The 26697-nt window shown below is 68.3% G+C and carries 26 protein-coding genes; 9 read left to right on the top strand and 17 right to left on the bottom strand.

The genetic code is table 11. The features are described 5' to 3' along the window. Positions 1–275: 275 nt before the first annotated feature. Positions 276–515 carry an MbtH family protein gene (locus NNI01S_RS23750; protein ID WP_039794945.1) on the bottom strand — a complete coding sequence of 80 codons (240 nt, stop codon included), beginning with the start codon at positions 513–515 and terminating at the stop codon, positions 276–278. A gap of 169 nt (positions 516–684) precedes the next feature. Next, on the bottom strand, positions 685–1503 hold the full coding sequence (locus NNI01S_RS23745; RefSeq protein WP_063022347.1) for an alpha/beta fold hydrolase: 819 nt from the start codon (positions 1501–1503) through the stop codon (positions 685–687). A 189-nt stretch (positions 1504–1692) separates the two neighbouring features. Here NNI01S_RS23745 and NNI01S_RS35455 point away from each other — a divergent pair, with 189 nt between their 5' ends. The 4 genes from NNI01S_RS35455 (at position 1693) to NNI01S_RS23730 (ending at position 5747) form a co-directional block, all read left to right on the top strand. Beyond that, complete coding sequence (locus NNI01S_RS35455; RefSeq protein WP_168434172.1) at positions 1693–1863, top strand: hypothetical protein; 171 nt, start codon at positions 1693–1695, stop codon at positions 1861–1863. An 84-nt stretch (positions 1864–1947) separates the two neighbouring features. After that, complete coding sequence (locus tag NNI01S_RS23740; protein WP_063022354.1) at positions 1948–3489, top strand: alpha,alpha-trehalose-phosphate synthase (UDP-forming); 1542 nt, start codon at positions 1948–1950, stop codon at positions 3487–3489. Between the two features lie 75 nt (positions 3490–3564). After that, entirely contained in the window at positions 3565–4296 is a 732-nt protein-coding gene (locus NNI01S_RS23735) for a response regulator transcription factor (RefSeq protein WP_063022353.1), read from the top strand. Next, on the top strand, positions 4293–5747 hold the full coding sequence (locus tag NNI01S_RS23730) for a sensor histidine kinase (RefSeq protein ID WP_063022346.1): 1455 nt from the start codon (positions 4293–4295) through the stop codon (positions 5745–5747). The genes NNI01S_RS23735 and NNI01S_RS23730 overlap by 4 nt, the downstream gene beginning before the upstream one ends. A 28-nt stretch (positions 5748–5775) precedes the next feature. Here NNI01S_RS23730 and NNI01S_RS23725 read toward each other — a convergent pair whose 3' ends face one another. The 12 genes from NNI01S_RS23725 to NNI01S_RS23670 all read right to left on the bottom strand — a co-directional run bounded on the left by NNI01S_RS23725 (position 5776) and on the right by NNI01S_RS23670 (position 17536). After that, a complete protein-coding gene (locus NNI01S_RS23725) occupies positions 5776–6264 on the bottom strand; it encodes a hypothetical protein (RefSeq protein ID WP_063022352.1) in 489 nt (162 codons plus the stop codon). Positions 6265–6322: 58 nt separating this feature from the next. Then, a complete protein-coding gene (locus NNI01S_RS33790; protein WP_157114937.1) occupies positions 6323–7156 on the bottom strand; it encodes an Rv1363c family protein in 834 nt (277 codons plus the stop codon). Continuing rightward, complete coding sequence (locus NNI01S_RS23715; protein ID WP_063022344.1) at positions 7153–8577, bottom strand: MCE family protein; 1425 nt, start codon at positions 8575–8577, stop codon at positions 7153–7155. The genes NNI01S_RS33790 and NNI01S_RS23715 overlap by 4 nt, the downstream gene beginning before the upstream one ends. Next, positions 8574–9827 carry an MCE family protein gene (locus NNI01S_RS23710; protein WP_063022343.1) on the bottom strand — a complete coding sequence of 418 codons (1254 nt, stop codon included), beginning with the start codon at positions 9825–9827 and terminating at the stop codon, positions 8574–8576. The genes NNI01S_RS23715 and NNI01S_RS23710 overlap by 4 nt, the downstream gene beginning before the upstream one ends. After that, positions 9824–11098, bottom strand: a complete 1275-nt coding sequence (locus tag NNI01S_RS23705; RefSeq protein ID WP_063022342.1) for an MCE family protein — start codon at positions 11096–11098, stop codon at positions 9824–9826. Before NNI01S_RS23705 ends, NNI01S_RS23710 begins: the two co-directional genes overlap by 4 nt. 88 nt (positions 11099–11186) lie before the next feature. Next, positions 11187–12248, bottom strand: coding sequence for an MCE family protein (locus NNI01S_RS23700; protein ID WP_063022341.1), 1062 nt, complete (start codon positions 12246–12248; stop codon positions 11187–11189). Beyond that, positions 12245–13273: an MCE family protein gene (locus NNI01S_RS23695; protein ID WP_084489244.1), complete on the bottom strand. Its 1029-nt coding sequence runs from the start codon at positions 13271–13273 to the stop codon at positions 12245–12247. The genes NNI01S_RS23700 and NNI01S_RS23695 overlap by 4 nt, the downstream gene beginning before the upstream one ends. Beyond that, entirely contained in the window at positions 13270–14484 is a 1215-nt protein-coding gene (locus tag NNI01S_RS23690; protein ID WP_084489243.1) for an MCE family protein, read from the bottom strand. Before NNI01S_RS23690 ends, NNI01S_RS23695 begins: the two co-directional genes overlap by 4 nt. 4 nt (positions 14485–14488) lie before the next feature. After that, a complete protein-coding gene (locus NNI01S_RS23685) occupies positions 14489–15340 on the bottom strand; it encodes an MlaE family ABC transporter permease (RefSeq protein ID WP_063022340.1) in 852 nt (283 codons plus the stop codon). A 4-nt stretch (positions 15341–15344) separates the two neighbouring features. Next, positions 15345–16109 carry an MlaE family ABC transporter permease gene (locus NNI01S_RS23680; RefSeq protein WP_040773462.1) on the bottom strand — a complete coding sequence of 255 codons (765 nt, stop codon included), beginning with the start codon at positions 16107–16109 and terminating at the stop codon, positions 15345–15347. Between the two features lie 292 nt (positions 16110–16401). Beyond that, on the bottom strand, positions 16402–17304 hold the full coding sequence (locus NNI01S_RS23675) for a 3-oxoacyl-ACP reductase (protein ID WP_063022339.1): 903 nt from the start codon (positions 17302–17304) through the stop codon (positions 16402–16404). Positions 17305–17347: 43 nt separating this feature from the next. Continuing rightward, positions 17348–17536, bottom strand: coding sequence for a ferredoxin (locus tag NNI01S_RS23670; protein ID WP_063022338.1), 189 nt, complete (start codon positions 17534–17536; stop codon positions 17348–17350). A 208-nt stretch (positions 17537–17744) separates the two neighbouring features. Here NNI01S_RS23670 and NNI01S_RS23665 point away from each other — a divergent pair, with 208 nt between their 5' ends. Both NNI01S_RS23665 and NNI01S_RS23660 read left to right on the top strand, forming a co-directional pair. Then, entirely contained in the window at positions 17745–18938 is a 1194-nt protein-coding gene (locus NNI01S_RS23665; protein ID WP_063022337.1) for an acyl-CoA dehydrogenase family protein, read from the top strand. A gap of 20 nt (positions 18939–18958) precedes the next feature. Next, positions 18959–20074 (top strand): acyl-CoA dehydrogenase family protein, encoded by a 1116-nt coding sequence (locus NNI01S_RS23660; protein WP_063022336.1) that lies wholly within the window; start codon positions 18959–18961, stop codon positions 20072–20074. A gap of 128 nt (positions 20075–20202) precedes the next feature. On the opposite strand, the gene NNI01S_RS23655 is transcribed toward NNI01S_RS23660, so the two are convergent. After that, a complete protein-coding gene (locus tag NNI01S_RS23655; protein ID WP_063022335.1) occupies positions 20203–20829 on the bottom strand; it encodes a TetR/AcrR family transcriptional regulator in 627 nt (208 codons plus the stop codon). A 101-nt stretch (positions 20830–20930) separates the two neighbouring features. On the opposite strand from NNI01S_RS23655, the gene NNI01S_RS23650 reads away from it, so the two are divergent. Continuing rightward, the gene (locus NNI01S_RS23650) at positions 20931–22118 is read left to right on the top strand and encodes an FAD-dependent monooxygenase (protein ID WP_063022334.1); all 1188 of its coding nucleotides are present in this window, start codon (positions 20931–20933) and stop codon (positions 22116–22118) included. A 243-nt stretch (positions 22119–22361) separates the two neighbouring features. On the opposite strand, the gene NNI01S_RS23645 is transcribed toward NNI01S_RS23650, so the two are convergent. Beyond that, on the bottom strand, positions 22362–24011 hold the full coding sequence (locus NNI01S_RS23645) for an acyl-CoA synthetase (protein WP_063022333.1): 1650 nt from the start codon (positions 24009–24011) through the stop codon (positions 22362–22364). A gap of 61 nt (positions 24012–24072) precedes the next feature. Here NNI01S_RS23645 and NNI01S_RS23640 point away from each other — a divergent pair, with 61 nt between their 5' ends. Then, the gene (locus NNI01S_RS23640) at positions 24073–24855 is read left to right on the top strand and encodes a crotonase/enoyl-CoA hydratase family protein (protein ID WP_063022332.1); all 783 of its coding nucleotides are present in this window, start codon (positions 24073–24075) and stop codon (positions 24853–24855) included. A gap of 67 nt (positions 24856–24922) precedes the next feature. Here NNI01S_RS23640 and NNI01S_RS23635 read toward each other — a convergent pair whose 3' ends face one another. Continuing rightward, entirely contained in the window at positions 24923–25342 is a 420-nt protein-coding gene (locus NNI01S_RS23635; protein WP_063022331.1) for a VOC family protein, read from the bottom strand. 183 nt (positions 25343–25525) lie between these two features. Here NNI01S_RS23635 and NNI01S_RS23630 point away from each other — a divergent pair, with 183 nt between their 5' ends. Further along, entirely contained in the window at positions 25526–26524 is a 999-nt protein-coding gene (locus NNI01S_RS23630) for a sigma-70 family RNA polymerase sigma factor (RefSeq protein WP_063022330.1), read from the top strand. The last annotated feature ends 173 nt before the right edge of the window (positions 26525–26697 follow it).

Genomic DNA, 26697 nt, shown 5'->3' with positions numbered 1-26697 from the left:
ACAAGGCGAGTGCTCTACCACTGAGCTAAGGAGGCGGGAAAGCGGTTGCCATCATAGCCCGGCACGGCGTCCGCTCCACAACGGAATCCGCGTTCGACGCCGAACGCGACCGTACCGGCCCGACAACCGCTTTCGAGCGAAGCGAGATCGAGCATGCGCCGTTCGCGACCCGGCTCATGGCCGAGTGGCCGCCGGGCGACGAGGTCGCGATCGGCGGTCACTCGGACGCGAACCATCAGGCGGCCGCGAACACGCCGCGACGAAGGCGCGACGGATCAGGCAGAGCCCTGACGGGCCGCGTCGTCCGCGGCCATGGCGTCACGCAGGCTCTTCGGACGCATGTCGGTCCAGTTCTTCTCCACGTACTCGACGCAGGCGGCACGGCTGTCCTCGCCGAACACGACTCGCCATCCGGCTGGAACCTCTGCGAAGGCCGGCCACAAAGAGTGCTGTTCCTCGTCGTTGACCAGGACGAAGAAGCGGCCGTCTTCATCATCGAAGGGGTTGGTGCTCAATTTCACCTCACTGGATACTGGCGCTATGTACGGGATCGCTCCTGGTTCACCCGGCGCCGGGTTGCTGACAACCCCTGGCGCCGAGAGACCCCGAGCGTTGTTTCGACACTAGCAAGCAAGACGTTACGCCTGGGTGGTTACCTATGCTGTCACCCCCGCCGACGCGCAATCAGCCCGCAAAGAAGTCCAGAAGAATCTTGTTGACCGCCTCCGGCCGTTCCAAATATCCGAAATGCCCGGCGTCCGGTACCTCCTGGTACCGCGCACCCGGAATGACCTCGGCGATCTCCCTGGACAGATACGGCGGAATCATCCGGTCGTCGGCGAATCCGATCGAAAGACACGGCACGCGGATCGCGCGGTAGGCCTGCACTCGGTCGAAATCGTGGTCCATCCTGCGCTGGGCGCGGATGCCGGGCGGGACCGGGCCGCCGGTGAACTCGAACAGGTCGAGCCAGTCGCGCGCGGCGTTCGGCTCCGCCATGGTGGCGGGCGAGAGATTCATGACCGCGGTGATCGCCGCCTCGTATTTGGGCGGCAGTTTCACCCCGGCGGCGTCGAGTTCGTGCTCGCCGAGCGACAGCGTCTTCTGGAACTGGTCCAGCCGCCCGTGTCCGGCCATGAAGACCGCCTTGCGCACGAGGTCGGGGCGGGCCAGCGCGAGCTCCTGCGCCACGCGCGCGCCCATCGAGGTGCCGACCACCAGCGCCGGGCCCTCGTCCAGGAACTCGATCAGTGCGGCGGTGTCGGCGACCAGCTCATCGATGGTCATGCCCGAGGCCGCCTCGAACGACGGCGCGATCCCGCGGTTGTCGAACGTGCAGACCCGGTATCCGGCGGCGACCAGAGCCGGGACCTGGTGCAGCTCCCACACCCGGCCGGGGCTGCCGGTGCCCATGATCATGACCACGAGCGGCGCGGAGCCCTTGGCGCGGTCACCCTTCACCTGATAGTTGAGGGAAATCCCGTTCACCGTGGCCAGCGGCATGTCGACCCTTTCGCGAAGTTGGTGCTGCGTTCCCCACGGTATAGGGACCTGCGGGGCGGACGCATCGACCGGGGTGCCCCGGCGGCAAGTGCCGCCTTCCGGTCAACGCCCCGGCGGACGCACCCTCCAGCGTCGCATACCATTGGCTTTTCGCAGGGTAAGAGCGCACTGAGCCGGGAGGACTTGACGATGGCCGTGAAGGGCAGCGCGAACGACATTGCGGACGACGATCTGGAACCGCTCGCCGACGAAACCGCGCGTCAGGCGCAGCGGGTGGTCGCGGCCTACGCCGAGGACGCCGATGAGTGCCGGATGCTGTTGTCCATGCTGGGTATTGGACCGAACGCTCGAGGCGAATAGTCTCGTTCTCGACGCCAACGGCGACGTCGACTACACAACTCCAGCGGGATGAAGCAACGCGCAAAGGATGCGTGAGTGGACCAGATGAATCCGTCCGACGACTCCGAGCACGCCAGAGATACCTCGACTGCTGACGCCGCGGCGGAGAACACCGGCTCCGGCGCGGGCTCCGGTTTCGTCGTCGTCGCCAACCGGCTCCCCGTCGACCTCGAACGGCTGCCCGACGGCAGCACCCGATGGAAGCGCAGCCCGGGCGGTCTGGTGACGGCGCTGGAATCGGTCCTGCGCAACAACAAGGGGGCATGGGTCGGCTGGGCGGGCGTTCCCAACGTCGACGTGGAGCCGATCATCGAGGACGGGCTCGAACTGCATCCGGTGCCGCTGTCCGCGGACGAGGTGGCCGACTACTACGAAGGCTTCTCCAACGGCACGCTGTGGCCGCTGTACCACGACGTGATCGTGCGGCCGGTCTATGACCGCAAATGGTGGAGCGCGTACGTCACCGTGAACCGGCGCTTCGCCGAGGCCACCGCCAAGGTCGCCGCCGAGGGCGCGACCGTGTGGGTGCAGGACTACCAGCTGCAGCTGGTGCCCAAGATGCTGCGCATGCTGCGCCCGGACCTGACCATCGGGTTCTTCCTGCACATCCCGTTTCCGCCGGTCGAGCTGTTCATGCAGATGCCGTGGCGGACGGAGATCGTGGAGGGCCTGCTCGGCGCCGATCTCATCGGCTTCCACCTGCCCGGCGGCGCGCAGAACTTCCTCTATCTGGCCCGCAGGCTGGCCGGTCAGCCCACCTCGCGCGGCTCGGTCGGGGTGCGGTCCAAGCTCGGCGTCGTCCAGGTCGGATTCCGCACGGTGCGCGTCGGCGCGTTCCCGATCTCGATCGCGTCCGCCGAACTGGACGAACACTCCAGGCGCCGTTCGGTGCGCGAGCGCGCCGCCAAGATCCGGGCCGAGCTGGGCAACCCGAAGAACATCCTGCTCGGAGTCGATCGACTGGACTACACCAAGGGCATCGACATCCGTCTCAACGCGCTCGAAGAGCTGCTGGTCGAGGGCCGGATCGATCCCTCCGAGACGGTGATGATCCAGCTGGCCACCCCCAGTCGCGAGCGGGTGGAGAGCTACATCCAGATGCGCGGCGACATCGAGCGCCAGGTCGGCCGGATCAACGGCGAGTTCGCCCGGGTCGGTTATCCGGTGGTGCACTACCTGCACCGCCCCATCCCGCGCGACGAGCTGGTCGCGTTCTTCGTGGCCGCCGACGTGATGCTGGTGACGCCGCTGCGCGACGGGATGAACCTCGTCGCCAAGGAGTACGTCGCGTGTCACAGCGGCCTCAACGGCGCCTTGGTGCTGAGCGAGTTCACGGGCGCGGCGGCCGAGCTGCGGCAGGCGTACCTGTGCAACCCGCACGACCTCGACGACGTGAAGGACGCCATCGTCGCGGCGCTGGAGGACGAGCGCGACGTCAAACGCAGGCGGATGCGTTCGCTGCGCAGGCAGGTGCTGGCCCACGACGTGGATCGCTGGGCGCGGGCCTTCCTCGACGCTTTGGCTCAGGACCAGGTCGCAGGCAGCGCGTTGCTGACCGACGACGACGTCTACCCCGAGGACCGCTAGCCGCGCCTCCTCGTTCACAGGAATCACCCAGCTTCGACCCAGGGGGTTCGCAGCCGGATGCCGGACCATCGAGCCATGAGTGGTGCCCCCGTGCAGCAAACGCCCGAGGCCAGGATCCTGGTGGTCGACGACGAGCCGATGATCGTCGAGCTGCTCGCGGTGAGCTTGCGCTACCAGGGCTTCGAAGTGGACACCGCGGCCGACGGCGCGCAGGCGCTGGACAAGGCGCGCACCTTCCGTCCGCAAGCGCTGATCGTGGATGTGATGATGCCCGGCATGGACGGGTTCGGCCTGCTGCGCAGGCTGCGGGCGGACGGCATCGACGCGCCCGTGTTGTTCCTGACCGCGCGCGACGACGTGCAGGACAAGATCACCGGCCTCACTCTGGGCGCCGACGACTACGTCACCAAGCCGTTCAGCCTGGAAGAGGTGGTGGCCAGGCTGCGGGTCATCCTGCGCCGCGCGGCGCACGCCGCGCCGCAGCGGGAGAGTTCGCGCATCCGATTCGAGGACATCGAGCTCGACGACGACACCCACGAGGTGTGGAAAGCCGGTGAGCCGGTCGCGCTGTCACCGACGGAGTTCACGCTGCTGCGCTACTTCATGGTCAACGCGGGCACCGTGCTGAGCAAGCCGCGCATCCTCGACCACGTCTGGCGCTACGACTTCGGCGGCGAAGTCGGCGTCGTCGAAACCTACGTCTCCTACCTGCGCAAAAAGGTCGACACCGGCGATACCCGGCTGATCCACACCCTGCGCGGCGTCGGCTACGTGATGCGCGCGCCCCATCGCAAGAGCGGTACATGAGCCCGGGCCGGATCGTCACGGCGCGCGCGAAGATCTCCGGCCTGCTTTCCGCGGTTCCGCTGCGCGTGACGCTGATGGTTCTGCTGGTGCTCACGGCGGGGCTCGGCTTGCTCGTCTCCGGCATGGTCGTCACCTCGGCCCTGGATCAGCAGCTGACCGACCGCACCGACCAGCAGTTGCGCGAAGGGGCGCGGGAATGGTCCAGGCGGCCGCCACCGCCACCGGTGCTGCCGCCCGACCCCCGCCACGCCCCGAGCCAGTTCTACGTGCACTCCATGCGCACCGACGGCCGCGTGTTCCTCATCCCGGCGTTCGCTGTCGACTCCGAGCCGGCCCTGCCCGCGACCGCGCCCTCCGGCCCGTACACCGTCGGCTCCGTGAACGGCGGGCCGATCCGGTGGCGAGTGCTGACCCTGCGCACCCCGGACGGCACGACGACGGTGGCGCTGCCGCTCACGCAGAACACCGACACGGTGCACCGGCTGGTGATGCTCGAGCTGATCGTCGGGGCGATCGTCCTGGCCGTGCTCGCGGTGCTCGCGTACTTCATGGTGCGGCGCAGTCTGCGGCCGCTGCGCCGGGTGGAGGGCACCGCCGCGGCCATCGCCCGCGGCGATCTGCACCGGCGGGTCCCGGTGCGCGACACCAACACCGAGGTCGACCGGCTGTCCAGGTCGCTGAACGGGATGCTGGCGCAGATCCAGCGCGCGTTCACCGCCACCGCCGCGTCCGAGGAAGCGGCGCGCCGGTCCGAGGAGCGCATGCGCCGGTTCATCGCCGATGCCAGCCACGAGCTGCGCACGCCGTTGACCACCATTCGCGGGTTCGCCGAGCTGTACCGTCAAGGCGCCACCGGTGATCCGGCGGCGTTCATGGACCGCATCGAGCGGGAATCCCAGCGGATGGGCGTGCTCGTGGAAGACCTGCTGATGCTGGCGCGCTTGGACGCCCAGCGCCCGCTGGAACTCGGCCCGGTGGACCTGCTCGCCGTCGCCAGCGACGAAGTGCACAACGCGCGCGCCGTGGTCGCGGCCGGGCACTCCGACGGGCCCGTGCGCACCATCGAGCTGAAGATCGAGCCGGGCGAGGGGACGCTCGAGGTGATCGGCGACGAGGCCCGGCTGCGCCAGGTCCTGGGCAATCTGCTGAACAACGCCCTCACGCACACCGCGCCCGACGCGCAGGTGACGGTGCTGCTGACGCCCGGCCCCGACGACGTGCTGCTCGAGGTGGCCGACACCGGGCCCGGCCTGCCGCCGGAGGATGCCGAACGCGTCTTCGAGCGCTTCTATCGCACCGACAGTTCCCGCGCCCGCAGCAGCGGCGGCACCGGCCTGGGCTTGTCCATCGTGCAGGCGCTGGTGGCGGCGCACGGCGGCGAGGTCGGCGTGCGCAGTTCGACCGACACCGGGACGACGTTCACCGTGCGGCTGCCGCGCAGGCCGTCATAGCGTCGACCGGACCGGCGCCCGGCCGCGGTCAGACGGGGGTCACCGCAGAGACAAGCCAGTGTGAATCGGATTTCGTCAGAGTGACGCGCACGCGGCTGCCGGTGGTGGTGCCTTGCGGGGTGTCCTTGCTCGTCATCACCTGGTTGAGGAACAGCAGGACCTGCGCATGCGAGCGGTCGGCGGAGACCACACCGGCCGCCTGCGTGGTCGCGGTGACGGTGAGCTGCTTCTCCTTGGCGCCGGGCGCGATCTGCTTCTCGATCAGTGTCAGGTAATCGGTGCGGAAATCGCCGGTGAGGTTGTCGGCGGACTTGGGCAGTTCGGTGTCCACGGTCTGCGGGTTGTAGGTGAACATGGCCTCGACCGTGCGTCCCGCGGTCGCGACCGCGTCTTTGCGGGACTGCTCGGCCTGCCGGTCGTCCCAGTAGCGGTAGCCGTTGACGCCACCGACGACCGCGGCCGCGGCGACCACGACGCCGAGCACCGCGAGCAGGATCCTGGCTCGAATTCCGTTCATGCTGCGTCCTTCGTGGTCCCGCTCCGCTGCCGCCACCCGGCCTGACCGTTGAGGCCGGTCATGCCACGAACTCCACGTTCGAGACGGTCAGCCCGGAATCGCCGCGTGCGACGGTGACCCGGAACCGGTAGTACCTGGTCTGCGGCTCGGCTTGGCCCGCGTTGGTCAGTGTCTGCTTGGCGGCGACGAGCACCCGCCCGGAGCGGTCGTCGTCGCTCTCCAGTGCGGCCTCCACGATCTCGCCGCTGGAGACCACTTTGGCCTGCTGGACGATGCTGGTGAACGGGTCGACCCGGCCGTCGAACTCGGTCTTGAACTCCCCTGAGGCCAGCGACAGGATCCGGTCGATGTCCTGCTTGGCCGAATCGGCGCGGATGGTGGTCAGGTTGACGATCGCCTGCTTGGCGGTCGCGACGTATTCGGCTCGGCGCTCGTCGCGCTGGTGCGCCGAATGCATCGCGACAGCCGAGAGGGTCGCGCCGCAGATGAGCGCGACGACCAGCAGCGCGGCCGCTGCCATCGCGAGAATGCGCGGCAGGTCGCGGCCCTTGCCCGACGCGGGCTTCTGCTCAGTGGACGGTGATTCGGAGGCCCGCTCGGCCTCGGTCTTCGTCGAGGTGACCGTCACCTCGTCCGTGTCGGCGGTCGAGTCGCCCCGGGCCGGTGCCGATGCGCCCGGGGTGTCCGACTCGGTGGCTTTGGAACTCGCCCCGCTGTTCGCGACAACGGCTTCGGTCGCGCCGGCGGCGGAGACCTCGGCGGTCGCGGTCTTCGCGCCAGTGGCGGTCGCGGTCTTCGCCTCAGTGGTGGTCGCGGTCTCCTCGACCGGCGGCCCGGCCGAGCGCACCGCACGACGCCGCGTGCGGTGACCTTCTCCGTTGCTCTCACTCATCGTTGCTGCTCCTCGAGCATCGCCTGCCAGCTCGACGGTACCGTGCCCGAACCGCTCGGTCCGATATCGCCCTGTCGGTATGTCCGACCGTCGGGGCCGATGTAGACGCCGCTGTCCGGGTCGTAGGCTCGGGCCGCGGCTGGTGTGCCGCCCCCGTAACTGGCCGGCGCCACGACGGGCGGCTGATCGGCGGGCGCCGCCGCGGGCGCGACCGGCTGCGGCGGCCCGAACGGCGGGTTGTCACCCAACGGAACGTACCCCGTCCGGCACATTTCCGGCGTCGGGGCGCGCACACCGGGCACCTCGGCGCACGGCGTGTTGCGGATGCCGCGCACCGCCTCGGGAGCGTCCTGCGGCACCTTGCAGTACAGGCCGGAGGGCGTGTCCGGGGTGTCGAGCAGACTCGGCGAACGGCGCTGGTCCGGCGGGAGGAAGCCGGTCGTGCAGGCGGGCGGGTCGTTGACCAGCGCCATGAAGTCGACCAGCGCTCCGTATTCGAGCGGGCCGCGTACCGCGGTGAGCAAAGCGGCGACCAGCGGCGGATACACCACCAGGATCTGTTCCAGTCCCGCGTGATACGTGACCGCGACCTGGCCGACGCTGACCAGGTTCGACAGCAGCAACGGCAGCGTGGGCCGCAGATCGCCGAACAGGTTGGTCACCCGCTGCATCGCGGATGGTCCCTCCCGCAGGATGCCGCGCAGCGCGGGGTCGTGCCCACGCAGCTGGTCGGTGACGGTCGCCAGGTCGGCGGTCCAGGAACGGATCGCGGCATCCGAGCGGGTCTGGGTGTCCAGCAGCGGCCCGATCTGGTCGAGCAGCTGTTTCGTCGGTTCCGCGTTCGCCTGCGCTTCCTGCACCAGCAGCGACGCGGAGTCGATGAACCGCTGCAAGTCGGGTCCCGCGCCGTTGAACGCGAGGAACGCCTCGTCGATGACCTGACGCAGCCTGGTGTCCGCGACGCTCGACAGCAACCGGTCGGCCTGGTCCAGCAGCGCGCCGACGTCTTGCGGCAGCTTGGTGCGCTCCACCGGGATCACGCTGCCGTCGCGCAGGTTCCCGCCCGTGCGGTTCTGCGCGGGTACCAGGTCCACGTACTGCTCGCCGACCGCGGAGACGCTGCGCACCCACGCGTCGACATCGGAGGGGATCTTGTAATCGCTGGCGATGGACAGTTTCGCGTCCACGCCTACCGGGGTGAGCCGGACCTCCTTGACCACACCGACATTCGTGCCGCGATAGGCGACGTTGGCCGTCGGGTACAGACCCCCGGTGGCGGCCAGCTGCACCGTGACTTCGTAGCGTCCGATGCCGAACATCGCGGGCAGCTTGACGTATGTGCCGCCCATGATCACCAGTCCGATCACGGTCAGGACGGAGAAGATGATCAGCTGGGTACGGACGAAACGGGTGAGTGTCACTGTCCCGGACCCCCTTGCGGCGCGGTGTCGCCCGGCATGGGCACGGTCAATCCGGGAATCGCGGGCAGGCCGGGGATCGGCGGCAGTCCCGGAATGGTCGGGGAGGGCTGGCTCGCCGCGGGCGGCGGAGCCTGCAACGGCCCGGTGGCCGGGTCGCCGTTCTGCGCGGCCGTGCCCGGCGCGAAGCTGCCGAGCGCGCCTTCCACGCCGCCGAACCGTCCGCCCAGCGGCGTTCCGGTGAGGAAGTTCGAGTCCAGCCGCTTGCCGGTGATGTCCACGGTCATGAACAGATTGAGGTAGTCGCCCTTGATGGCGTGGTCCAGGTTCTTCATCGGGAACGGGAAGGTGGCCAGGATCTTCAGCGCCTCGGTCAGGTCGCTGCCGGTGTCCGACAACGACTTCAGCACCGGCACGAGGCTGCGCAGATCGGCCTTCAGATCGTCGCCGCTGGCGTCGACGATGCGCCGGACGACGTCGCTCAGCTCGCCCAGCGCGGTCAACGCCCGGGTGATGTTCGCGCGGCGGTCGGCGAGCACGGTCAACGCCGGATGGATCTGCTCGATGGCCGCGGCCACCACGTCGCGCTGCGCGGCGAGCTGCCCGCCGAGCCGGTCCAGCCCGCTCATCGCGGCGATGATGTCGCCGGTCTGGCGGTCCAGGTTCGTGGTGAGCTCGTTCAGCTGCGGCAGCAGGTCCCGGATGGCCTCCTCCCGCCCGGTGAGGGCGGAGTTGAGTTCGTGGGTGATGGTCTCCAGTTGCGCGACGCCGCCGCCGTTGAGCACCACCGACAGCGAGGACAGCACCTGCTCGGTGGTCGGGAAGGCTCCGGCCCGTGCCAGCGGGATGACATCGCCCGCCTTCAACTGACCTTCAGGCGCCTGATCCGTCGGTTCGGCGAGCTCGAGATGGTTGGACCCGAGCAGACTGGTCTGTCCGATCTTGGCGACGGCGTTCGCGGGCAGGTGCACGTCCGGGTTCAATCGCACGGTGACCAGTGCGTGCCAGTCCTCCACCCCGATGTCGGCGACCGTGCCGACCGTGACGTCGTGCACCCGCACCGGCGAATTCCTGGTCAGGGTGGTCACGTTCGGCATCTGGACGCGGACCTCGTAAGAGCCGGGTCCGGTGCCCTCGGTGCCGGGCATCGGCAGCGAGTTCAGTCCGTCCCACTGACAGCCGGAGACGCCGAGCGCCACCGCCAGCCCCGCCGCGACCGCGGCGGTGCGGCGCATCCGCCGCGTCGGCATCATCGCCCTCCTCCTGTCAGGCCCGGAATGGCCAGTCCGGCCAGACCCTGCGGCACGCTGACCGGCGCGGGCCGCGGCTGCTCGGGAGTCTGGTTCGCCACCCGCCCGGCCAGGCTGGGATCGGTGTACACCAGCTGGTCGGGGAACGCGGTCACGCCGCTGGCCGGGTTCGTCATGATCGGCACGTAGTTCATGCTCAGGCTGTTGATCACGGGCGCCAGGTACTGCGCGCACAGGTCGGCGCTGCGGTCGGCGTCGTTGGTCTCCAGCGCGCGGACCGAACCGCAGAGGAAGCCGAGCGGGTCGGCCGGGTTGTTCAGCGCGATCGCGCCGGTCAGGGTGCCTTGGGCCGGTTTGTAGATCTGATAGAAGTTCACCAGCGCGGTCGGGCCGGAGTGCAGGACGCGTTCCAGTTCCGGCCGCTTGTCGACCAGCACCTGGGTGGCGTCGGCCAGCCGCTGCACACCCTCGGTGAGTTCGGCGCCGCTGCCGTCGATGAACCGGCGCACGTCGACGATCGCCGCGTCCAGGTTGTCCAGTCCGGCGCCGAGATCCGAAGAGACCCCGGCCAGCACCGAGGACACCGACGCCAACCGTCCGCCGAATTGCACGATCTGCTCATTGCTCGCCGAGAGCACGTCGACGAACTTCTGCAGGTTGCGCACGGTGCCGAAGAGGTCGGTGCGACCGTCCGACAGCGTGCTCAAAGTGGCCGACAGCTCCCGCAAGGTGTCACGGAACCGCTGCCCGTTGCCGTCGAGGTTGTCGGCGGCGGTGTCGACGAAGCGGCCGAACGACCCCTGCTTGTCGTCGCCGACCGGGCCGAGGGCGGTGGCCAGTTTGGACAGCTCGGCCTTGATGTCGTCCCATTCGACCGGCACCGCGGTGTGCTCGATCGGGATCACGCTGCCGTCGGCCAGCTTCGGGCCGCCCGTGTAGGCGGGGGCGAGCTGGATGAACCGCGCCGAGACCAGCGATGGCGAGATGATCACCGCCTTCGGGTCGGCGGGGACGTCGACTCCGCGATTCAGGGTCATCGTCACCTTCACCCGGTCGGCGCCGGGCTCGATCGCGTCGATCCGGCCGACCTCGACGCCGAGGATCCGCACGTCGTCGCCCGCGTACAGACCGGACGTGGACGGGAAGTAGGCGGTGACCTTGGTGGTGCCGATGCGGGTGATGCCGTTCCACGCGATCGCGACCACGAGCGCCGCGACGACCACGCCGGCCAGCACCAGCGCCCAGCGGGGCAGTTTCCGTACGACGTTCAGCATTCACATCCCTCCGGACGCGACTCCCCCGCCGCCGGAACCGATTCATCGACGGCTCGAGACGGGTGCGGGATGGACGGGTAATGCCCACTCATCGCGGCGGCTCCTGTATCGCGGGTTCGATCGAGGGGGGCGGCGTGAGGTAGCTCTGCAGATCGTTCGGCAGGTGCTGCGGCCACACCAGCGCGTCCACCAGCGGCTGCAGCGTCTTGCTCGCGGCGTTGATCACGTACGCCTGGAAGTAGGGGCCGCTGCCGACCTGTTCGCCCAGGGCGGCGGCGAACGGGCCGAGCCCATCCAGCGCGTCGGCGAGGTTCTGCTTGTTGCGCTGCAACAGCGCCAGCACCGAGTTGAGTTTGTCCAACGCGGGTTTGAGCTGTGCCTCGTTGTCGGCGACCAAACCGGACAACTGCTGGGCGAGTCCGTTGACGTAGACGATCAGCTGCCCGAGCGCGGTGCGCCGCCGGTCCAGCTCGCCGAGCAACTCGTTGCCGTCCAGCAGCAGCGCGTTGATCTGGTTGCCGCGGTCGGCGAGGATCTTCGTCACGCTCTGCGCCCGCTTCAGCAGATCGGTCAGCGCCTGGTCGCGCGCGTTGATGCTGCGCGAGAGCGCGGTGACGCCGTCGAGCGCCGAGCGCAACGGCGCCGGGGTGTCGGCGAAGGTCGCCGAGAGCACGTCCAAGGTCTGGTCGACCCGGTCCAGGTCCAGGTCGTGCACGGTGCCCGCCAGATCGCTCAGCGCCTCGTTGAGCGAGTAGGGCGAGGTGGTGCGCTCGAGCGGGATGGTGTCGTCGGTGCGCAGCGCGCCGGGGCCGGACGGGGTCACCTCCAGCGATTTGCGCCCGAGCACCGTGTTGGTCTTGATGGCCGCGGAGGTCTTCTCGCCCAGCACGATCGATTCCGCGAGGGTGAACCGCACGAGCACCTTCGCGCCGTCCAGGCTGACGTTCTCGACCCGCCCGGACCGCACACCCGCGACCTGGACCGCGTCACCGGGGAGCAGGCCGCCGGCGTCGGCGAAGTAGGCGGTGAACGTGGCGCCGGAACGGATGAACGGCAGCCGGTCGAATTGCAGGGCCGACAGCGCCACCGACACCGCGAGCACGAGGCCGACGATGCCGATGGTGATGGCGGGAGATCGCTGCTCGTTCATCGGTTGTCCGCACACCTTCCGGTCGTCTGCGCCCCGGGCATGTTGATCTTCATCGTCTGGCCATTCGGCCCGTCCACCAGGAAGTTCGTCGAGCAGACGTAGAGCTGGAGGAAAGAGCCGTATGAGCCGATGCGGATGAGCTGGCGATAGGTCGACGGCAGCCGCTCCAGCACCCACTGCACCGTGTCGGATCCGGCGTCGAGATTGGTGGCCAGGCGTCCGGTCTGCTCGATGGTGCCCTGCAGATCGGGGCGGGCCTGGGCGAGCAGATCGGTCAGGTCTCCGGTGGCCCCGGCGATGCGCGGGATCGCGTCGCCGATCTGATCCTTGTCCGCGGCCAATCCGCTGATCAGGCGCTGGAGTTCGGCGATGGTGGTGGCGAACTGGTCGCCGCGCTGATCGATCGTCTGCAGCACCGCGTTCAGGTTGTCGATCACGCTGCCGATCAGCGCGTCCCGGTCGGCGAGCGTCTTGGCGAACGAACCGCCGCTGTTGAGCAGGGAAACCAGCGTGCCGCCCTGGCCCTGGAAGATCTGAAGCAGCGCGTTGGTCAGGTCGTTCACCTGGCCCGGATCCAGGCCGCGCAACAGCGGCCGGAAGCCGCCGAGCAGCATGTCCAGATCGAGTGCGGGCGCGGTCTGCTCCTTGACGATGGTGCCGCCCGGCTGCAGGACCCGGTTGGAGCCCGGCCCCTCGGCCAGCTCGAGATACCGGTCGCCGACCAGATTCTCGTATTTGATGGCCGCCCGGGTGCTGGTGAGCAGCCGGTACTTGCGGTCGACGTCGAATTCGACGTGCGCCAGGTAGTCCTTGCCGACCTTCACCGACGTGACCGAGCCGACCGGCACGCCCGCGATGCGCACCTTCGCGCCGGGCAGCATGCCCGAGGAGCTGGTGAACACGGCGTGGTAGCCGTTCTCCCGCGCGAAGCGCATCTGGCTGAACACGACCGCCAAGCCGGCGAAGATCAGCGTCATCACCAGCGTGAAGATGGCCAGTTTGACGGTGGTCGCGGTGTTCCTCACGGGCGAGGCACCCCCGGTAGTCCGGCGAACAGGATCTGGAAGATCTTCGGCGGGTTCACGCTCAGCGTCGTCGACGGCGTGTACACATGCCCCTCCGAGGTGTCGGTGACCACGTAGTTCGAGTGGCTGCCCGGCACCCGGTCCAGGATGCCCCCGCATTGCGGGCCGCCGGTCGCGTTGACCTTGGGCAGATCCTCCGGATAGGTGTAGGGCTTCGCGCCGTACATGAAGCCGGTGTTCAACGCGACGCCTTCCTGCAGGCCGCCGAAGACCGCCTCGCCCATCGGCAGCGCCTTGCCGAGGCCGCCGATCAGGCAGTACAGCGCGGGGGCGTACTCGTCGAGTAGCGCGGTGGTGGGCCGCAGCAGATCAAGTGCCGTGCCGAGCTGGTTCTCGTTCTCACGCAGGACCGCTCCGGTGGTGTCGGCCAGGCCGGTGAGATTCACCAGAACGTTGTCCAGGCTGTCCTGCTCCTGCGCCAGGGTCGTGCTGGTCACCGTGAAGTTGTCCACCGTGCGCAGCAGGTCGTTCACCGTGTCCGCGTACAGATCGGTGACCTGGCCGGTCTTGGCCAGATCCTGTTGCAGCGTCGGGAGGTACGGGTTGATGTCGCGCAGGTAGGCGTCGCTCTGCTCGAGCAGTTCGCCCAGCTTCTCCCCGCGACCCTGCAACGCGGTGCCCAGCGCGGACAACGTCGCGTTCAGCTTCTCCGGCTCGAGCTTGGCGAGCACGTCGGACAGGTGCTGGAACAGGGTGTTGAACTCCACGGTCACCCGCTGCGCGGTGACGACCGCCCCCGGCTGCAGCGAAGTGGTGGAGGGCTGCTGCGGGACGATGAAGTTGACGTACTTCGCGCCGAACACCGTGGTCGACCTGATGTCGACGTCGGCGTTGGACGGCACCAGCTTCAGCAGCTCCGGATCGAGCGCCAGCTTCAGCCGGGCGCCATCGGCGGTGTGGTCGACGGAGTCCACCCGGCCGATCTCCACCCCGCGGACCTTCACCTTGGCGTCCGGGTCCAGCACCAGGCCGCTGCGCGGCGCGTCCACCGTCACGGTGGCCGTTGGCGTGAACCCGCCGAGGAACATGATCAGCGCGATCGCCACGACGGCGACCAGCGCGAGCACCATCGCGGCCCCGGCCAGTTTCAGGCCGAGCCCGCTGCGCAGCGCCTGCACCAGGCGGCTTTCCTTTTGCTTCGATTCCGCCATGTCGCTATCCGGAGAGATGGAAGTTGCCGGAGGTGCCGTAGATGGCCAGCGAGATCAGCAGGGTCACCGTGACCACCGCGACCAGGGAGGCGCGCACCGCGTTGCCCACCGCGACACCCACGCCGACCGGCCCGCCCGCGGCGTTGTAGCCGTAGTAGGTGTGGATCAGCATGACCGCCAGCGCCATGAAGATCGCCTGGGCGAACGACCAGAGGATGTCGCTCGGGATGAGGAACGTGGAGAAGTAGTGGTCGTAGACGCCCGCCGACTGCCCGTAGATCACCACGGTGGCGAACCGGCTGGCCAGGAACGAGGCGATCACCGCGAGCGCGTACAGCGGGACGATCGCGATCATGCCGGCCAGCACGCGGGTGCCGACCAGGTAGGGCACCGGCCGGATGGCCATCGACTCCAGCGCGTCGATCTCCTCGGCCACCCGCATCGCGCCCAGCTGCGCGGTGGAGCCGGCCCCGATGGTGGCCGCCAGGCCGATGCCGGAGATCACCGGCGCCGCGATGCGGACGTTGATGAACGCGGCGAAGAAGCCGGTCAGCGCCTCGACGCCGATATTGCCCAGCGAGCTGTAGCCCTGCACGGCGATGGTGCCGCCCGCGAAGAGGGTGAGGAACCCGACGATCACCACCGTGCCGCCGATCACCGCCAGCGCGCCGGTCCCCATGCTGATCTCGGCGATCAGCCGGATGGTCTCGGTGCGATAGTGCAGCAGCGCCCGAGGAGTGGAACCGAGCGCCTGGGCATAGAACACGGCATGCTTGCCCACCGAATCGAGCGAGTCCGACATGCGGCGCACTCGTCGCACGGTCCGGGGGAAGCGGGATTCGATTACGAAGGCCATCGCGTCACCGCGCCGTGAACTTGATGCCGACGGCGGTGACCACCACGTTCACGACGAACAGGGCCATAAAAGCGAAGACTACGGTCTGATTCACCGCATCACCGACACTCTTGGGTCCACCTTTGACATTAAGGCCCAGATAGCAGGCGACCAGTCCGGCGATCAGCCCGAACAATCCGGCTTTCACTTCCGAAATGATCAACTCGGGCAGATGGGTGAGCAGCGTGATGCCATTGACGAACGCGCCGGGGTTCACATCCTGCAGATACACCGAGAACAGAAATCCACCGACGATGCCGATGGTGCACACCAGGCTGTTGAGCATCAGCGCCACGAACATCGAGGCGAGCACCCGAGGCACCACCAAGCGGTGCACCGGATTGATGCCCAGCACCCGCATGGCGTCGATCTCCTCGCGGATGGTGCGCGCGCCGAGATCGGCGCAGATCGCGGTGGCGCCCGCCCCGGCGACGATGAGCACGGTGACGATCGGTCCGACCTGGGTGACCGCGCCGAATGCCGCGCCCGCCCCGCTGAGGTCGGCCGCGCCGATCTCGCGCAACAGAATGTTCAGGGTGAAGCTCACCAGAACGGTGAACGGAATGGCCACCAGCAATGTGGGCACGATCGAAACCCGCGCGATGAACCAGGACTGGTCGATGAACTCTCGCCATTGAAACGGTCTGCGCACGCTGGAGCGTGCGACATCGGCGGTGAGTTCGAAAAATCCACCGACAGCCCGCAACGGCACGGCAAGGACCTCGTTCATCCGCGATCCTCCTTGCTCACCCGGCGTACACAGCACACGGCGCGAATCTCCACCGTGGCCGCACCGCCGGAACGATTAGAACATGTTCACCGTGTTGCCGGTAGCACTTTTCACACTTTTGAAGTGCAATTTCTCGAAAGATCGGCATATAAATTGGAACCGGTGTCAGCGAGTGATGATCCCACCTTTGTGAGGTGGGACATAACCCGTCCCTATGTCTACCAAGCACCGATCCCATGATCAACAGTTGGACAGCTGATCAGGAGCGCGGCGGCGACAAGGCTGCCGCGGCTCACCCCAGCTCGGTCAGCGAAGACGCCGAGAAGGTCCGCCCCTGCGGCCGATCGGCGAAGTAGCCGCCCAGCGTGTCGGCCAGGTCCGAGGCCGACCACGCCCCGTCGGCCGCGTCGAACCGGCGTTCCACGACCGGTGCCGCCATGAGCGCCACCATCCCCCCATAGACGACGAACAGCTGCCCGTTGACCGCATCCGCCGCGGGCGAGGCCAGGTAAGCGACCAGCCGGGCCACATGATCGGGCGACAGCGGGTCGGCCTCACCCTCCGGGGCGGGGCTGAACACCGCCTCGGTCATCGCGGTGCGCGCCCGCGGCGCGATCGCGTTGGCCCGCACGCCGTAGCGCGACAGAGCCCGCGCGGCCGAGAGGGTGAGCGCGGTGATGCCCGCCTTCGCGGCGCCGTAGTTGGCCTGCCCCTCCGGGCCGAGCAGTCCGGCCTCCGAGGAGGTGTTGACCAGCCTGCCGTAGACCGGCGCGCCCGCCTGCTTCGACTTGCCCCGCCAGTACGCTGCGGCATTGCGCGAGAGCAGGAAGTGGCCGCGCAGATGCACGGCGAGCACCGCGTCGAAGTCCTCGTCGGACATGTTGAACAGCATCCGGTCGCGGGTGATGCCCGCGTTGTTGACCACGATGTCGACCGATCCGAACGACTCCTCCGCGGTGCGGATCAGCGCGTCGGCGGTGGCGCGTTCGGCGATACTGCCCGCTACGAACTCCGCCTTCGCGCCGAGCGCCTGGATCTCCCCGAGCGTGCTCGCGACCGCGTCCGACTCCGCGAGGTCGTTGACCACCACCGACGCGCCGGCCCCGGCCAGCGCGAGCGCTTCGGCCCGCCCAAGTCCGGCGCCGCCGCCGGTCACGATCGCTACACGGCCCGCAAGGCTCAGATCATTGCTCACGCGGCCGACTCTAGAACGTGTTCCAACTTACGGCAAGCATCGTTCACTGCAGCCGCAGCGCCGCCTTGGGGCACTGCGCTACGGCGTCCTGGACATCGGCGAGCCGATCGTCGGGCACGTCGGCGTTCGCGATGTGCAGTACGTCCTCGTCATCGAGTTCGAACACGTCGGGGGCGATTCCGACACAGATTCCATTCGCTTCGCACTGGTCCGGATCGACACTGATCTTCATGACAACTCCTTTACCGCCACTCTGGCCGAAGCCTAACAAGCCGATGCGCGCCAGCGGGGCGTCATCGGGGGGATTCGGTATCAATACTGGAACATGTTTCAGTCCATATGCAATGATCGGGGGAACCCGATCCAAAGAAGGCTCGGTCCCAACCGCCCCGCCGACTTCGCAAGCTCCGTCGGCCTACCATCCCCCATGAGGTTTTGCCATGCGCATTGCGTACACGCCGCAACAGGAGCAGCTGCGCGCGGAGCTGCGCGACTACTTCGCGCGGCTCATCACCCCCGAGCGGCGGGCGGCCCTGAGCGCGCAGACCGGCGAGTACGGGCAGGGCAACGTCTACCGCGAGGTGGTCCAGCAGATGGGCCACGACGGCTGGCTGGCGCTGGGCTGGCCCAAGGAGTACGGCGGCCAGGACCGCCCCACCATGGACCAGCTGATCTTCACCGACGAGGCCGCGATCGCGGGCGCGCCGGTGCCGTTCCTCACCATCAACTCGGTCGCGCCGACGATCATGCACTACGGCAGCGAGGAACAGAAGCAGTTCTTCCTGCCCAAGATCGCCGCCGGTGAACTGCACTTCTCCATCGGCTACTCGGAGCCGGGCGCGGGCACCGATCTGGCCAGCCTGCGCACCACCGCGGTGCGCGACGGCGACGACTACGTGATCAACGGCCAGAAGATGTGGACCAGCCTGATCGCCTACGCCGACTATGTCTGGCTGGCCGTGCGCACCGATCCGACGGCCAGGAAGCACAAGGGCATCAGCATGCTCATCGTGCCGACCACCGCCGAGGGATTCTCCTGGACGCCGGTGCACACGATGGCGGGGCCGGACACCAGCGCCACTTACTACCAGGACGTCCGTGTGCCCGCGAGCGCGCTGGTCGGCCAGGAGAACGGTGGCTGGGCGCTGATCACCAACCAGCTCAACCACGAGCGCGTCGCGCTCACCTCGGCCGCGCCGCTTGCGCTGGCGCTGAACCAGACCGTCGAATGGGCGCGCAACACCAAGGCCGCCGACGGATCCCGGGTGATCGACCGCGAGTGGGTACAGCTCAACCTGGCCAAGGTGCACGCCAAGGTGGACTACCTCAAGCTGCTGAACTGGGAGATCGCCAGCCGGGCCGACGCGGGCGGCGACGCGGCTCCGCGCCCGTGGGACGCCTCGGCCTGCAAGGTGTACGGCACCGAGCTGGCCACCGAGGCCTACCGGTTGCTCATGGAAGTGCTCGGCCCACAGGCGTACCTGCGCCAGGATTCCCCCGGCGCGCAACTGCGCGGACGGCTGGAGCGGATGCATCGCGCCGCGCTCATCCTCACCTTCGGCGGCGGCACCAACGAGGTGCAGCGCGACATCATCGCCATGACCGCCCTCAAGCAGCCTGCCGCGGCGCGCTGACCGAAAGCAGAGAGACCACCATGGATTTCACCCCCACCGAAGCGCAACTCGATCTCGGCCGGCTGACCGGCGAGGTGTGCGGCAAGCTGGTCACCGCCGACCGGCTGCGCGAACTCGACGGCAACCGGGCCGAGGCGGGAGTGGACGTCGAGCGATTCGACCAGCCGCTGTGGAATTCGCTGGCCGAGACCGGTGTGCTCGCGGCAGCGCTGCCCGAATCGGTCGGCGGCAGCGACCTCGGCGCGCTCGAGCAGACCGCCATCCTGCGTGAGCTGGGCAGGCACCTGGCGGCCGTGCCGTACCTGTGGTCGATCGCGCTCGGCGCGGGCGCGCTGGCTCGGTTCGGTTCCGAGGCGCAGCGCGAGCTGGCCACGCGGGCGGGCGCGGGCAGCGTCATCCTGACCGTGGCGCTGGCCGAGGAGCGCAACTGGGAACCCGCCGCACCGGCCACCACCGCGGTCGAGACCGGCGACGGCTGGCGGCTGACCGGCGCCAAGACCACCGTGCCCTTTGCGAACCGGGCCGAGCGAATCCTGGTGCCCGCCACGGTCTCCGGGACCACCGCGGTGTTCCTGGTCGATCCCGCGGCGGTGACGGTGAGCGCGCAGCGGGTGGTCGATCGCAGCCCCGAATTCGCGGTCGAGCTCACCGACACCCCCGCCGAGCTGGTCGGCAGTGTCGCGGACGGCGCGGAGATCCTGGACTGGATCCTCACCCGCGCCTGGCTCGGCCTGAGCGCGGCACAGCTCGGCACCCTGGAACGGGCGCTCGAGCTGGTCGCCGAATACGCCAGGGAGCGGGAACAGTTCGGCAAGGCGGTCGGCAGCTTCCAGGCTGTCGCCCAGCGGCTCGCCGACGCCTACATCGACGTCCAAGGTCTGCGCCTGGCCGTCACCCAAGCGGCATGGCTGCTCTCGGAGGACCTGCCCGCCGCCGAAGCGGTGCACACCGCCAAGTTCTGGGCCGCCGACGCGGGCCACCGCGTCGCGCACACCGTCGTCCACGTGCACGGCGGCGTGGGCATCGACCGCGACCACATCGTGCACAACTACTTCACCGCCGCCAAGCACAACGAGTTCGCTCTCGGCGCGAGCACCGACCACCTGCGCGCCCTCGGCGCGCTGCTGGCAGGCTGAGCGCGCACGGCAGACGATTCGGCCCGCACGACGACATGTCGTGTGGGCCGAATCCGTTTTTCAGGCCTACCAGCGCTATCGCCGCAAACAGCAGCGAGAAGCGCTCTCTTTCCGACGGTCGCCCTGATCTACCCAGAACTCCGAGTCGGCCACGCCACGACATCGAGTTCCTCTGGGGGGCTCGACGTCAAGTAGCGCTGGAGGGTGGGGCCTACCTCCGCCATGATCTGGGCGCGGGTCAGCGCGACGACCGGGGGCAGGCACAAGACATACCGGCACAGGGCGAGGCCGAGCATCTGCGTGACGATCAGGCCGCCCCTGCGTGCGGCGTCGGCGGGGTCGCCGAAGCGCAGGACCGCGGGAAATATCTGCTCGGCGAAGATGTCGCGGACACGTTCGGCGACCGCCTCGTCGGTAATCGATGAGCGCAGCAGCGTCAGCAGCACCTCTTTGTTCGGCTGCTCCTCCCAGATCTCGAAGAAGCGACCTACCAGCTGCTCGCCCAAGGTGGCGGGATCCGCGGAGCCGAGGTCCGGAAGATCGAGCCGGACGTCGACCGCGGCCGCGAAGAGGCCGTCTTTGCTCCCGAAATATCGCATGACCATGGACGGGTCGATGTCCGCGTCCGCCGCGATGGCGCGGATGGTCGCCTTGCGAAAACCTTCCGCGGCGAACCGCGCGCGGGCCGCTTCAAGGATCGCCGCACGCGTCGCGTCCGAGCGGCGGGCGGGCGCTCGATCAGGCTCTACGGTCATGCCAACAAGTGTAGGCCAACAACTGTTGACTTCCTAGCCCGGCCAGCGCTACGGTTATGCCAACAAACGTTGGCCTACAAACGTTGACCTGAGGAGTTCCAATGAACGCCACCCCGAACCCGCTGCCCGCGACCACCTCCGTCGTGATCGTCGGCGCGGGTCCCGCCGGGCTGACCGCCGCGATCACACTGGCCGACGCGGGCGTCGATTTCGTCCTGCTCGACAAGCTGGACGAGGGAGCGAACACCTCACGCGCCGCAGTCGTGCATGCCAGGACGCTCGAGGTGCTCGAGCAGCTCGGCATCGCCGAGGAGTTGGTCGCGACAGGCGATATCGTCGCGCGATTCACCGTCCACGACGGCGGGAAGACCCTGGCCACCATCGACTTCGACGGTCTCCCGACGCGTTACCCGTACACCCTGATGACGCCGCAGGACACCACCGAGGCGGTTCTGCTGAAGCGGCTGCGGAAGGCGGGCGGCGAGGTGCAGCGGCCCTACCAGGTCAGCCGGGTCGTCGAGGAAAGCGACGGCGTAACGGTCGACTACACCGATGCCGCGGGCGCCCTCGGCAGCATCCGCGCCGACTACGTCATCGGAACCGACGGCATGCACAGCATCGTGCGCGAACAGGCAGGCATCGGGTTCACCGGCGCGTCGTATCCGGAATCCTTCGTCCTCGCCGACGTGCGGATGGACTGGCCGATCGCCCGCGACGAGGTGGCCCTGCACCTTTCACCGGAGGGCGTCACCGTGGTCGCGCCGCTGCCCGACGAGGCCGAGCCGAACCGCTTCCGCGTGGTCGCCACCTTGGAAACCGCGCCCGAGCGCTCGACCACAGCGGACATCCAGGCCCTCCTGGACGCCCGCGGCCCCGGCGGCGCGGTGCGGGTTCACGAGGTGCTGTGGAGCTCACGCTTCCGCGTGCACCACCGCGTCGCCGACCAGTACCGCAACGGCCGCATCCTGCTCGCCGGCGACGCCGCCCACGTGCACAGCCCGGCGGGCGGCCAAGGTATGAACACCGGCATCCAGGACGCCGCCACGCTCGGCCCCCTGCTGGCCCGCGTACTCGCGGGCGAGCCGGACACCCTGCTCGATGAATACGGAGCCACCCGCCGCCCGGTCGCCCTCGGCGTCGTCTCGTTCACCGACCGCATGACCAAGATGGCGACCCTGCACCGGCGCCCCGCCCGCACCGCGCGCAACCTGATCCTCACCACCCTGGCCTGCATCCCCGCCTTCCGACACCGCCTCGCGTACCAGCTGGCCGAACTCGCCAACCGCTGACGTCCGCGAGCCCTGACGAAACCCGGCCGACGCTGCGGCCAGGTTTCGTGCCGAACTCGCACGACGACTGACCGGACCATTCGACCCGGCGGAATTCACCGAGGTCTCCCGGCCCGGCACAGCGGAATGAAGCTGCGTCGAGGCCATCCACGGCAGACCGATCGGCGGCGCTGAGGTCCGGAGGGGCGCCGTCACGGCCCGGCCACTCGCTGAGGTGCGGTGGCCGACCATGACGGCGAACTCCTACTTCGCGCTCGCCACCGCGTTGTCGTCGGCGGGGCGGGACCGGGTTTGTTCCTTGGCCCAGCGGTAGTCGGGCTTGCCCGCAGGCGAGCGCTTGATCTCGTCGACGAACCACAAGCTGCGCGGGTGTTTGTACGAGGCGATCTCCTGGGTGAGCATGGGGCGCAACTCCTCCAGGGTGGGCCGGGACTCGCCGCGGCATTGCACGACCGCGACCACCCGCTGGCCCCAGCGCTCGTCCTCGATGCCGACCACCAGCGCGTCGAAGATCTCGGGGTGCGTCTTGAGCGCGCCCTCGACCTCCTCGGGGTAGATCTTCTCGCCGCCGCTGTTGATGCTCACCGATCCACGGCCGAGCATGGTGACCGTGCCATCCTCCTCCACGCGAGCGAAGTCGCCGGGGATGGCGTAGCGAATCCCGTTGAACTCCTTGAAGGTCGCGGCGGTCTTCGCTTCGTCCTTGTAGTAGCCGAGCGGGATGTGCCCGCGGCGGGCCAGAATGCCGACCTCGCCGGAGCCGGGCTGCACCGGATTGCCGTTCTCGTCGAGCACATCGGTGGAAGCGTCGATCTTCACCCGCGGCCCTCCGGTGTGCGTCGCGCCCTTGGCCACGATGGCGATACCGCCGAAGCCGGTCTCCGAGGAGCCGATCGAATCGGAGATCATCCGGTTGGGCAGCAGTTCCAGGAACTGGTCCTTGAGCGCGGGCGAGAACAGCGCCGCGCTGCTGGCCATCACGTACAGGCTGGAAAGGTCATAGGGCTGACCGGTTTCCGGGTTGCCCTCGATGAGCGCGTCGAGCATCGGGCGTGCCATCGCGTCCCCGGTGATGAAGATCAGATTGATCTTGTGCTTGTCGATGGCCTGCCACACCCCGTGCCCGGAGAACTCCGGGAGCATCACGGCCTTGCCGCCGCCGAACAGGCTGTGGAACGTGGCCCACTGCGCCCCGCCGTGGATCATCGGCGGGATCGGGAACCGCACCATCGCCGGGCTGCCCGCGCCGACCTTCGCCAATTCCCACTCGTCCTGGACGTATTCGCCGGTGATGAAGTTGATGCCCGCGCCGAGCACGCGCCAGACGTCCTCCTGACGCCACATCACCCCTTTGGGCATGCCGGTGGTGCCGCCGGTGTAGACCATGTACAGGTCGTCGGGTGAGCGTTCGCCGAAGTCGCGCTCGCCCGAGGACTGCGCGATCACCGCCTCGTATTCCACCGAATCCACTGCGGTGGGAATCGTGCCGGTCGTATCGTCGTCCACGACGACGACGGCGCGCAGCTGCGGGGTGCTGGGACGAACGGCAGCGACCCGGTCGCTGTAGCGCCGCTCGTGGATCAGCGCGACCATGTCCGAGTTGTCGAAGATGTACTGCAACTCGTTCTCGACATATCGGAAGTTCACGTTGATCATCACGGCCCGCGCCTTGAAGATCGCGACCATGGCCTCGACGGCCTCGATCGTGTTACGTGAGTAGATACCCACCTTGTCGCCCGGCTGGACTCCCTGTTCTTGCAGGTAGTGAGCGAGTTTATTGGCCCGCTCCTCCAACTGGGCGTAGGTGACCTCGCGGCCGTCGTCGGCCAGCGCGACGCGGTCGGGCATCAGGTCGATGGCATGTTCGACAAGGTCCGCTATGTTGTAGCTCACAGCCTTAAAAATAGAACGTGTTACTGTTTCTGACAAGGCTCGAAAGTCAGGAGAATCAGCGATGCCGCACTGCCTCGTCGAGAAGCGCGACCACGTCCTCATCGTCACCATGAACCGGCCCGAGGCGCGCAACGCGCTGTCGGGCGAGATGATGGCGATCATGAAGGACGCCTGGAATCAGGTGGACGAGGATCCGGATATCCGGGTCGCCATCCTGACCGGCGCGGGCGGCGCGTTCTGCGCGGGCGCCGATCTCAAGGGCATGACCTCCGAGCACCCCGGCGACACCATCGAGGGCGGCGGCTGGAATCCGGCCAAGCTGGAGGCGCTGCTCAAGGGCCGCAGGCTGACCAAGCCGCTGATCGCGGCGGTCGAGGGCCCGGCCATCGCGGGCGGCACCGAGATCCTGCAGGGCACAGATATCCGCGTGGCCGGGGAGAGCGCGAAATTCGGTGTCTCCGAAGCGCGCTGGGGGCTGTTCCCGCTGGGCGGCTCGGCGGTGCGGTTGGTCCGCCAGATCCCTTACACCGTCGCCGCCGAGATCCTGCTCACCGGCAGGCACCTCAGCGCGGCCGAGGCCAAGGATATCGGCCTGATCGGGCACGTGGTCCCGGACGGCACCGCGCTGGACAAAGCGCTGGAGATCGCGGCGCAGATCGCCGCCAACGGCCCGCTCGCCGTGCAGGCCATCCTGCGCACCATCCGGGAGACCGAGGCCATGCCGGAGGAGGACGCCTTCCAGATCGACGCCAAGCTCGGCATGGCGGTCTTCCGCTCGGCGGATGCCAAGGAAGGGCCTCGGGCGTTCACGGAAAAGCGTAAGCCCTCTTTCACCGGAAACTGACGACGAGAGCCCAACGCCCCCGATGCGCGACCAGTGCACGCGCATCGGGGGCGACCCCTCGCCGGGCTCAGCTCGCGCCCGGGTAATCCATCCAGAACGGCTCCCACTGGTGGCCGTCCGGGTCGATGAAGGTGCGGCCGTGCATGCCGACCTGCGCCTCTTGCGCCCGCTTGTCCTCGTTCACCTCTTCGGTCGCGCCCGCGGCCAGCGCGGCCTCGGTCAGGTTGTCGACCTCCGCGGCGCTGCCGAGGGCCAGCGCGTACGCGGCGCCGATCGCCGCCTTGGTGTCGGCCACCGGCCGCTTGCTGAAGGTGGTGAAGAAATCCTCGGTGAGCAGCATCAGGCAGATGTTGTCATCGATCACGATGCAGGCCGCGTTGTCATCGGTGAACTCCTGGTTGACCTTCCAGCCCAGCGCCTCGTAGAACGCTGTCGACCGGTGCAGGTCGGTGACCGGGAGATTGATGAAGATCATCTTGCTGCTCATGGCCTCTTCCTCTCGAGCAAGTCCGTTCGTGTCACTGGATAGGACGGGCCGGGCCCGGCGAACTCATCGCGGATGACTCGGTGGCGCATCCCACAGCATGGGCAGGTTTATTGATCTTGAACAGCGACGTTCTCGAGTTCGATGGCCTGTTTTGTGTCGGTGCCCTGTGGCAGGGTGACACCCATGAACGACTCGCCAGCCTCCCCCGCCGGCCTCGCTCCCGATCTGCTCGCCGCATTCGAGACCCATCGCAGGGAGCTGTGCGCGTACGCCTACCGCATGCTCGGCTCGTCCTTCGAAGCGGAGGACGCGGTCCAGGAGACGCTGACCCGGGCGTGGAAGTCCTACGACTCGTTCGAGGGCCGCGCCAGCCTCCGCTCCTGGCTGTACAAGATCACCACGAACGTCTGCCTGGACATGCTCGACGGCCCGCAGCGGCGGGCTCGGCCGATGGACCTGTCCGGTCCGTCGCGGCCGGATTCGCCGTTGCCCGCGCCCCAGCCGGACTACGTCTGGATCGAGCCCATCCCGAACGCGCTGGCCTTCGGCGCCGATCCGGCCGACCACGCCAGCGCGAAGGACACGTTGCGATTGGCCTTCGTCGCGGCCTGCCAGCATCTGCCCGCCACGCAGCGCGCGATCCTGATCATGCGCGAGGTCCTGCGCTTCTCCGCCAACGAGACCGCCGAGGCGCTCACCATGTCGCCCGCGTCGGTCAACAGCGCGCTGCAACGAGCGCGCGCCACCATGTCCAAGGTCCAGCCCGCGGCCACCGACACCTACGACGAGACCGACGAGGACCAGCGCAAACTGGTCGACGGTTTCGTCAAAGCGTTCGAGGCCTACGACATGGACACGCTCACCTCGCTGCTGAAAGCGGATGTGGCGCTGTCCATGCCGCCGATCGAGCTGTGGATCTCCGGCCCGGAGAACGTGGCCGCGTTCATGCTCGGCCACGGAAGCGCTTGCCGCGATTCGCGTCTGCTCCCGCTGGAAGGCGCCAACGGCCTGCCCGCTTTCGGCCACTACAAGCCCGGCCCGGAGCCGGGCGTGTGGGTGCCGTGGTCGATCACGGTGCTGGAACTCGACGGCGACACCATCGCCGGGCTGAACTTCTTCCTGGACACCGAGAAGCTGTTCCCGCTCTTCGGCCTGGAACCCGAACTGCGCGAAAAGGTTTGATCCGGAACGCATGAATGCGCCCTCCGCGGCCTAGGAACCTTCGCGTCCGCCGATCGCTGCTATTCCCGGTGACAAACCAGCCCCTCCGCCAACATCGGCCGGTGCAAAGCATTGCGTTGCAGCGTGGAGCGACGTACGCCGAGCGTTGGTCTGACCATGCTCCGGTCACCGTG

The organism is Nocardia niwae NBRC 108934 = DSM 45340 (genome assembly GCF_001613465.1).
Classification (GTDB): Bacteria; Actinomycetota; Actinomycetes; order Mycobacteriales; family Mycobacteriaceae; genus Nocardia; species Nocardia niwae.
This window is presented reverse-complemented; position numbering and strand designations above follow the sequence as displayed.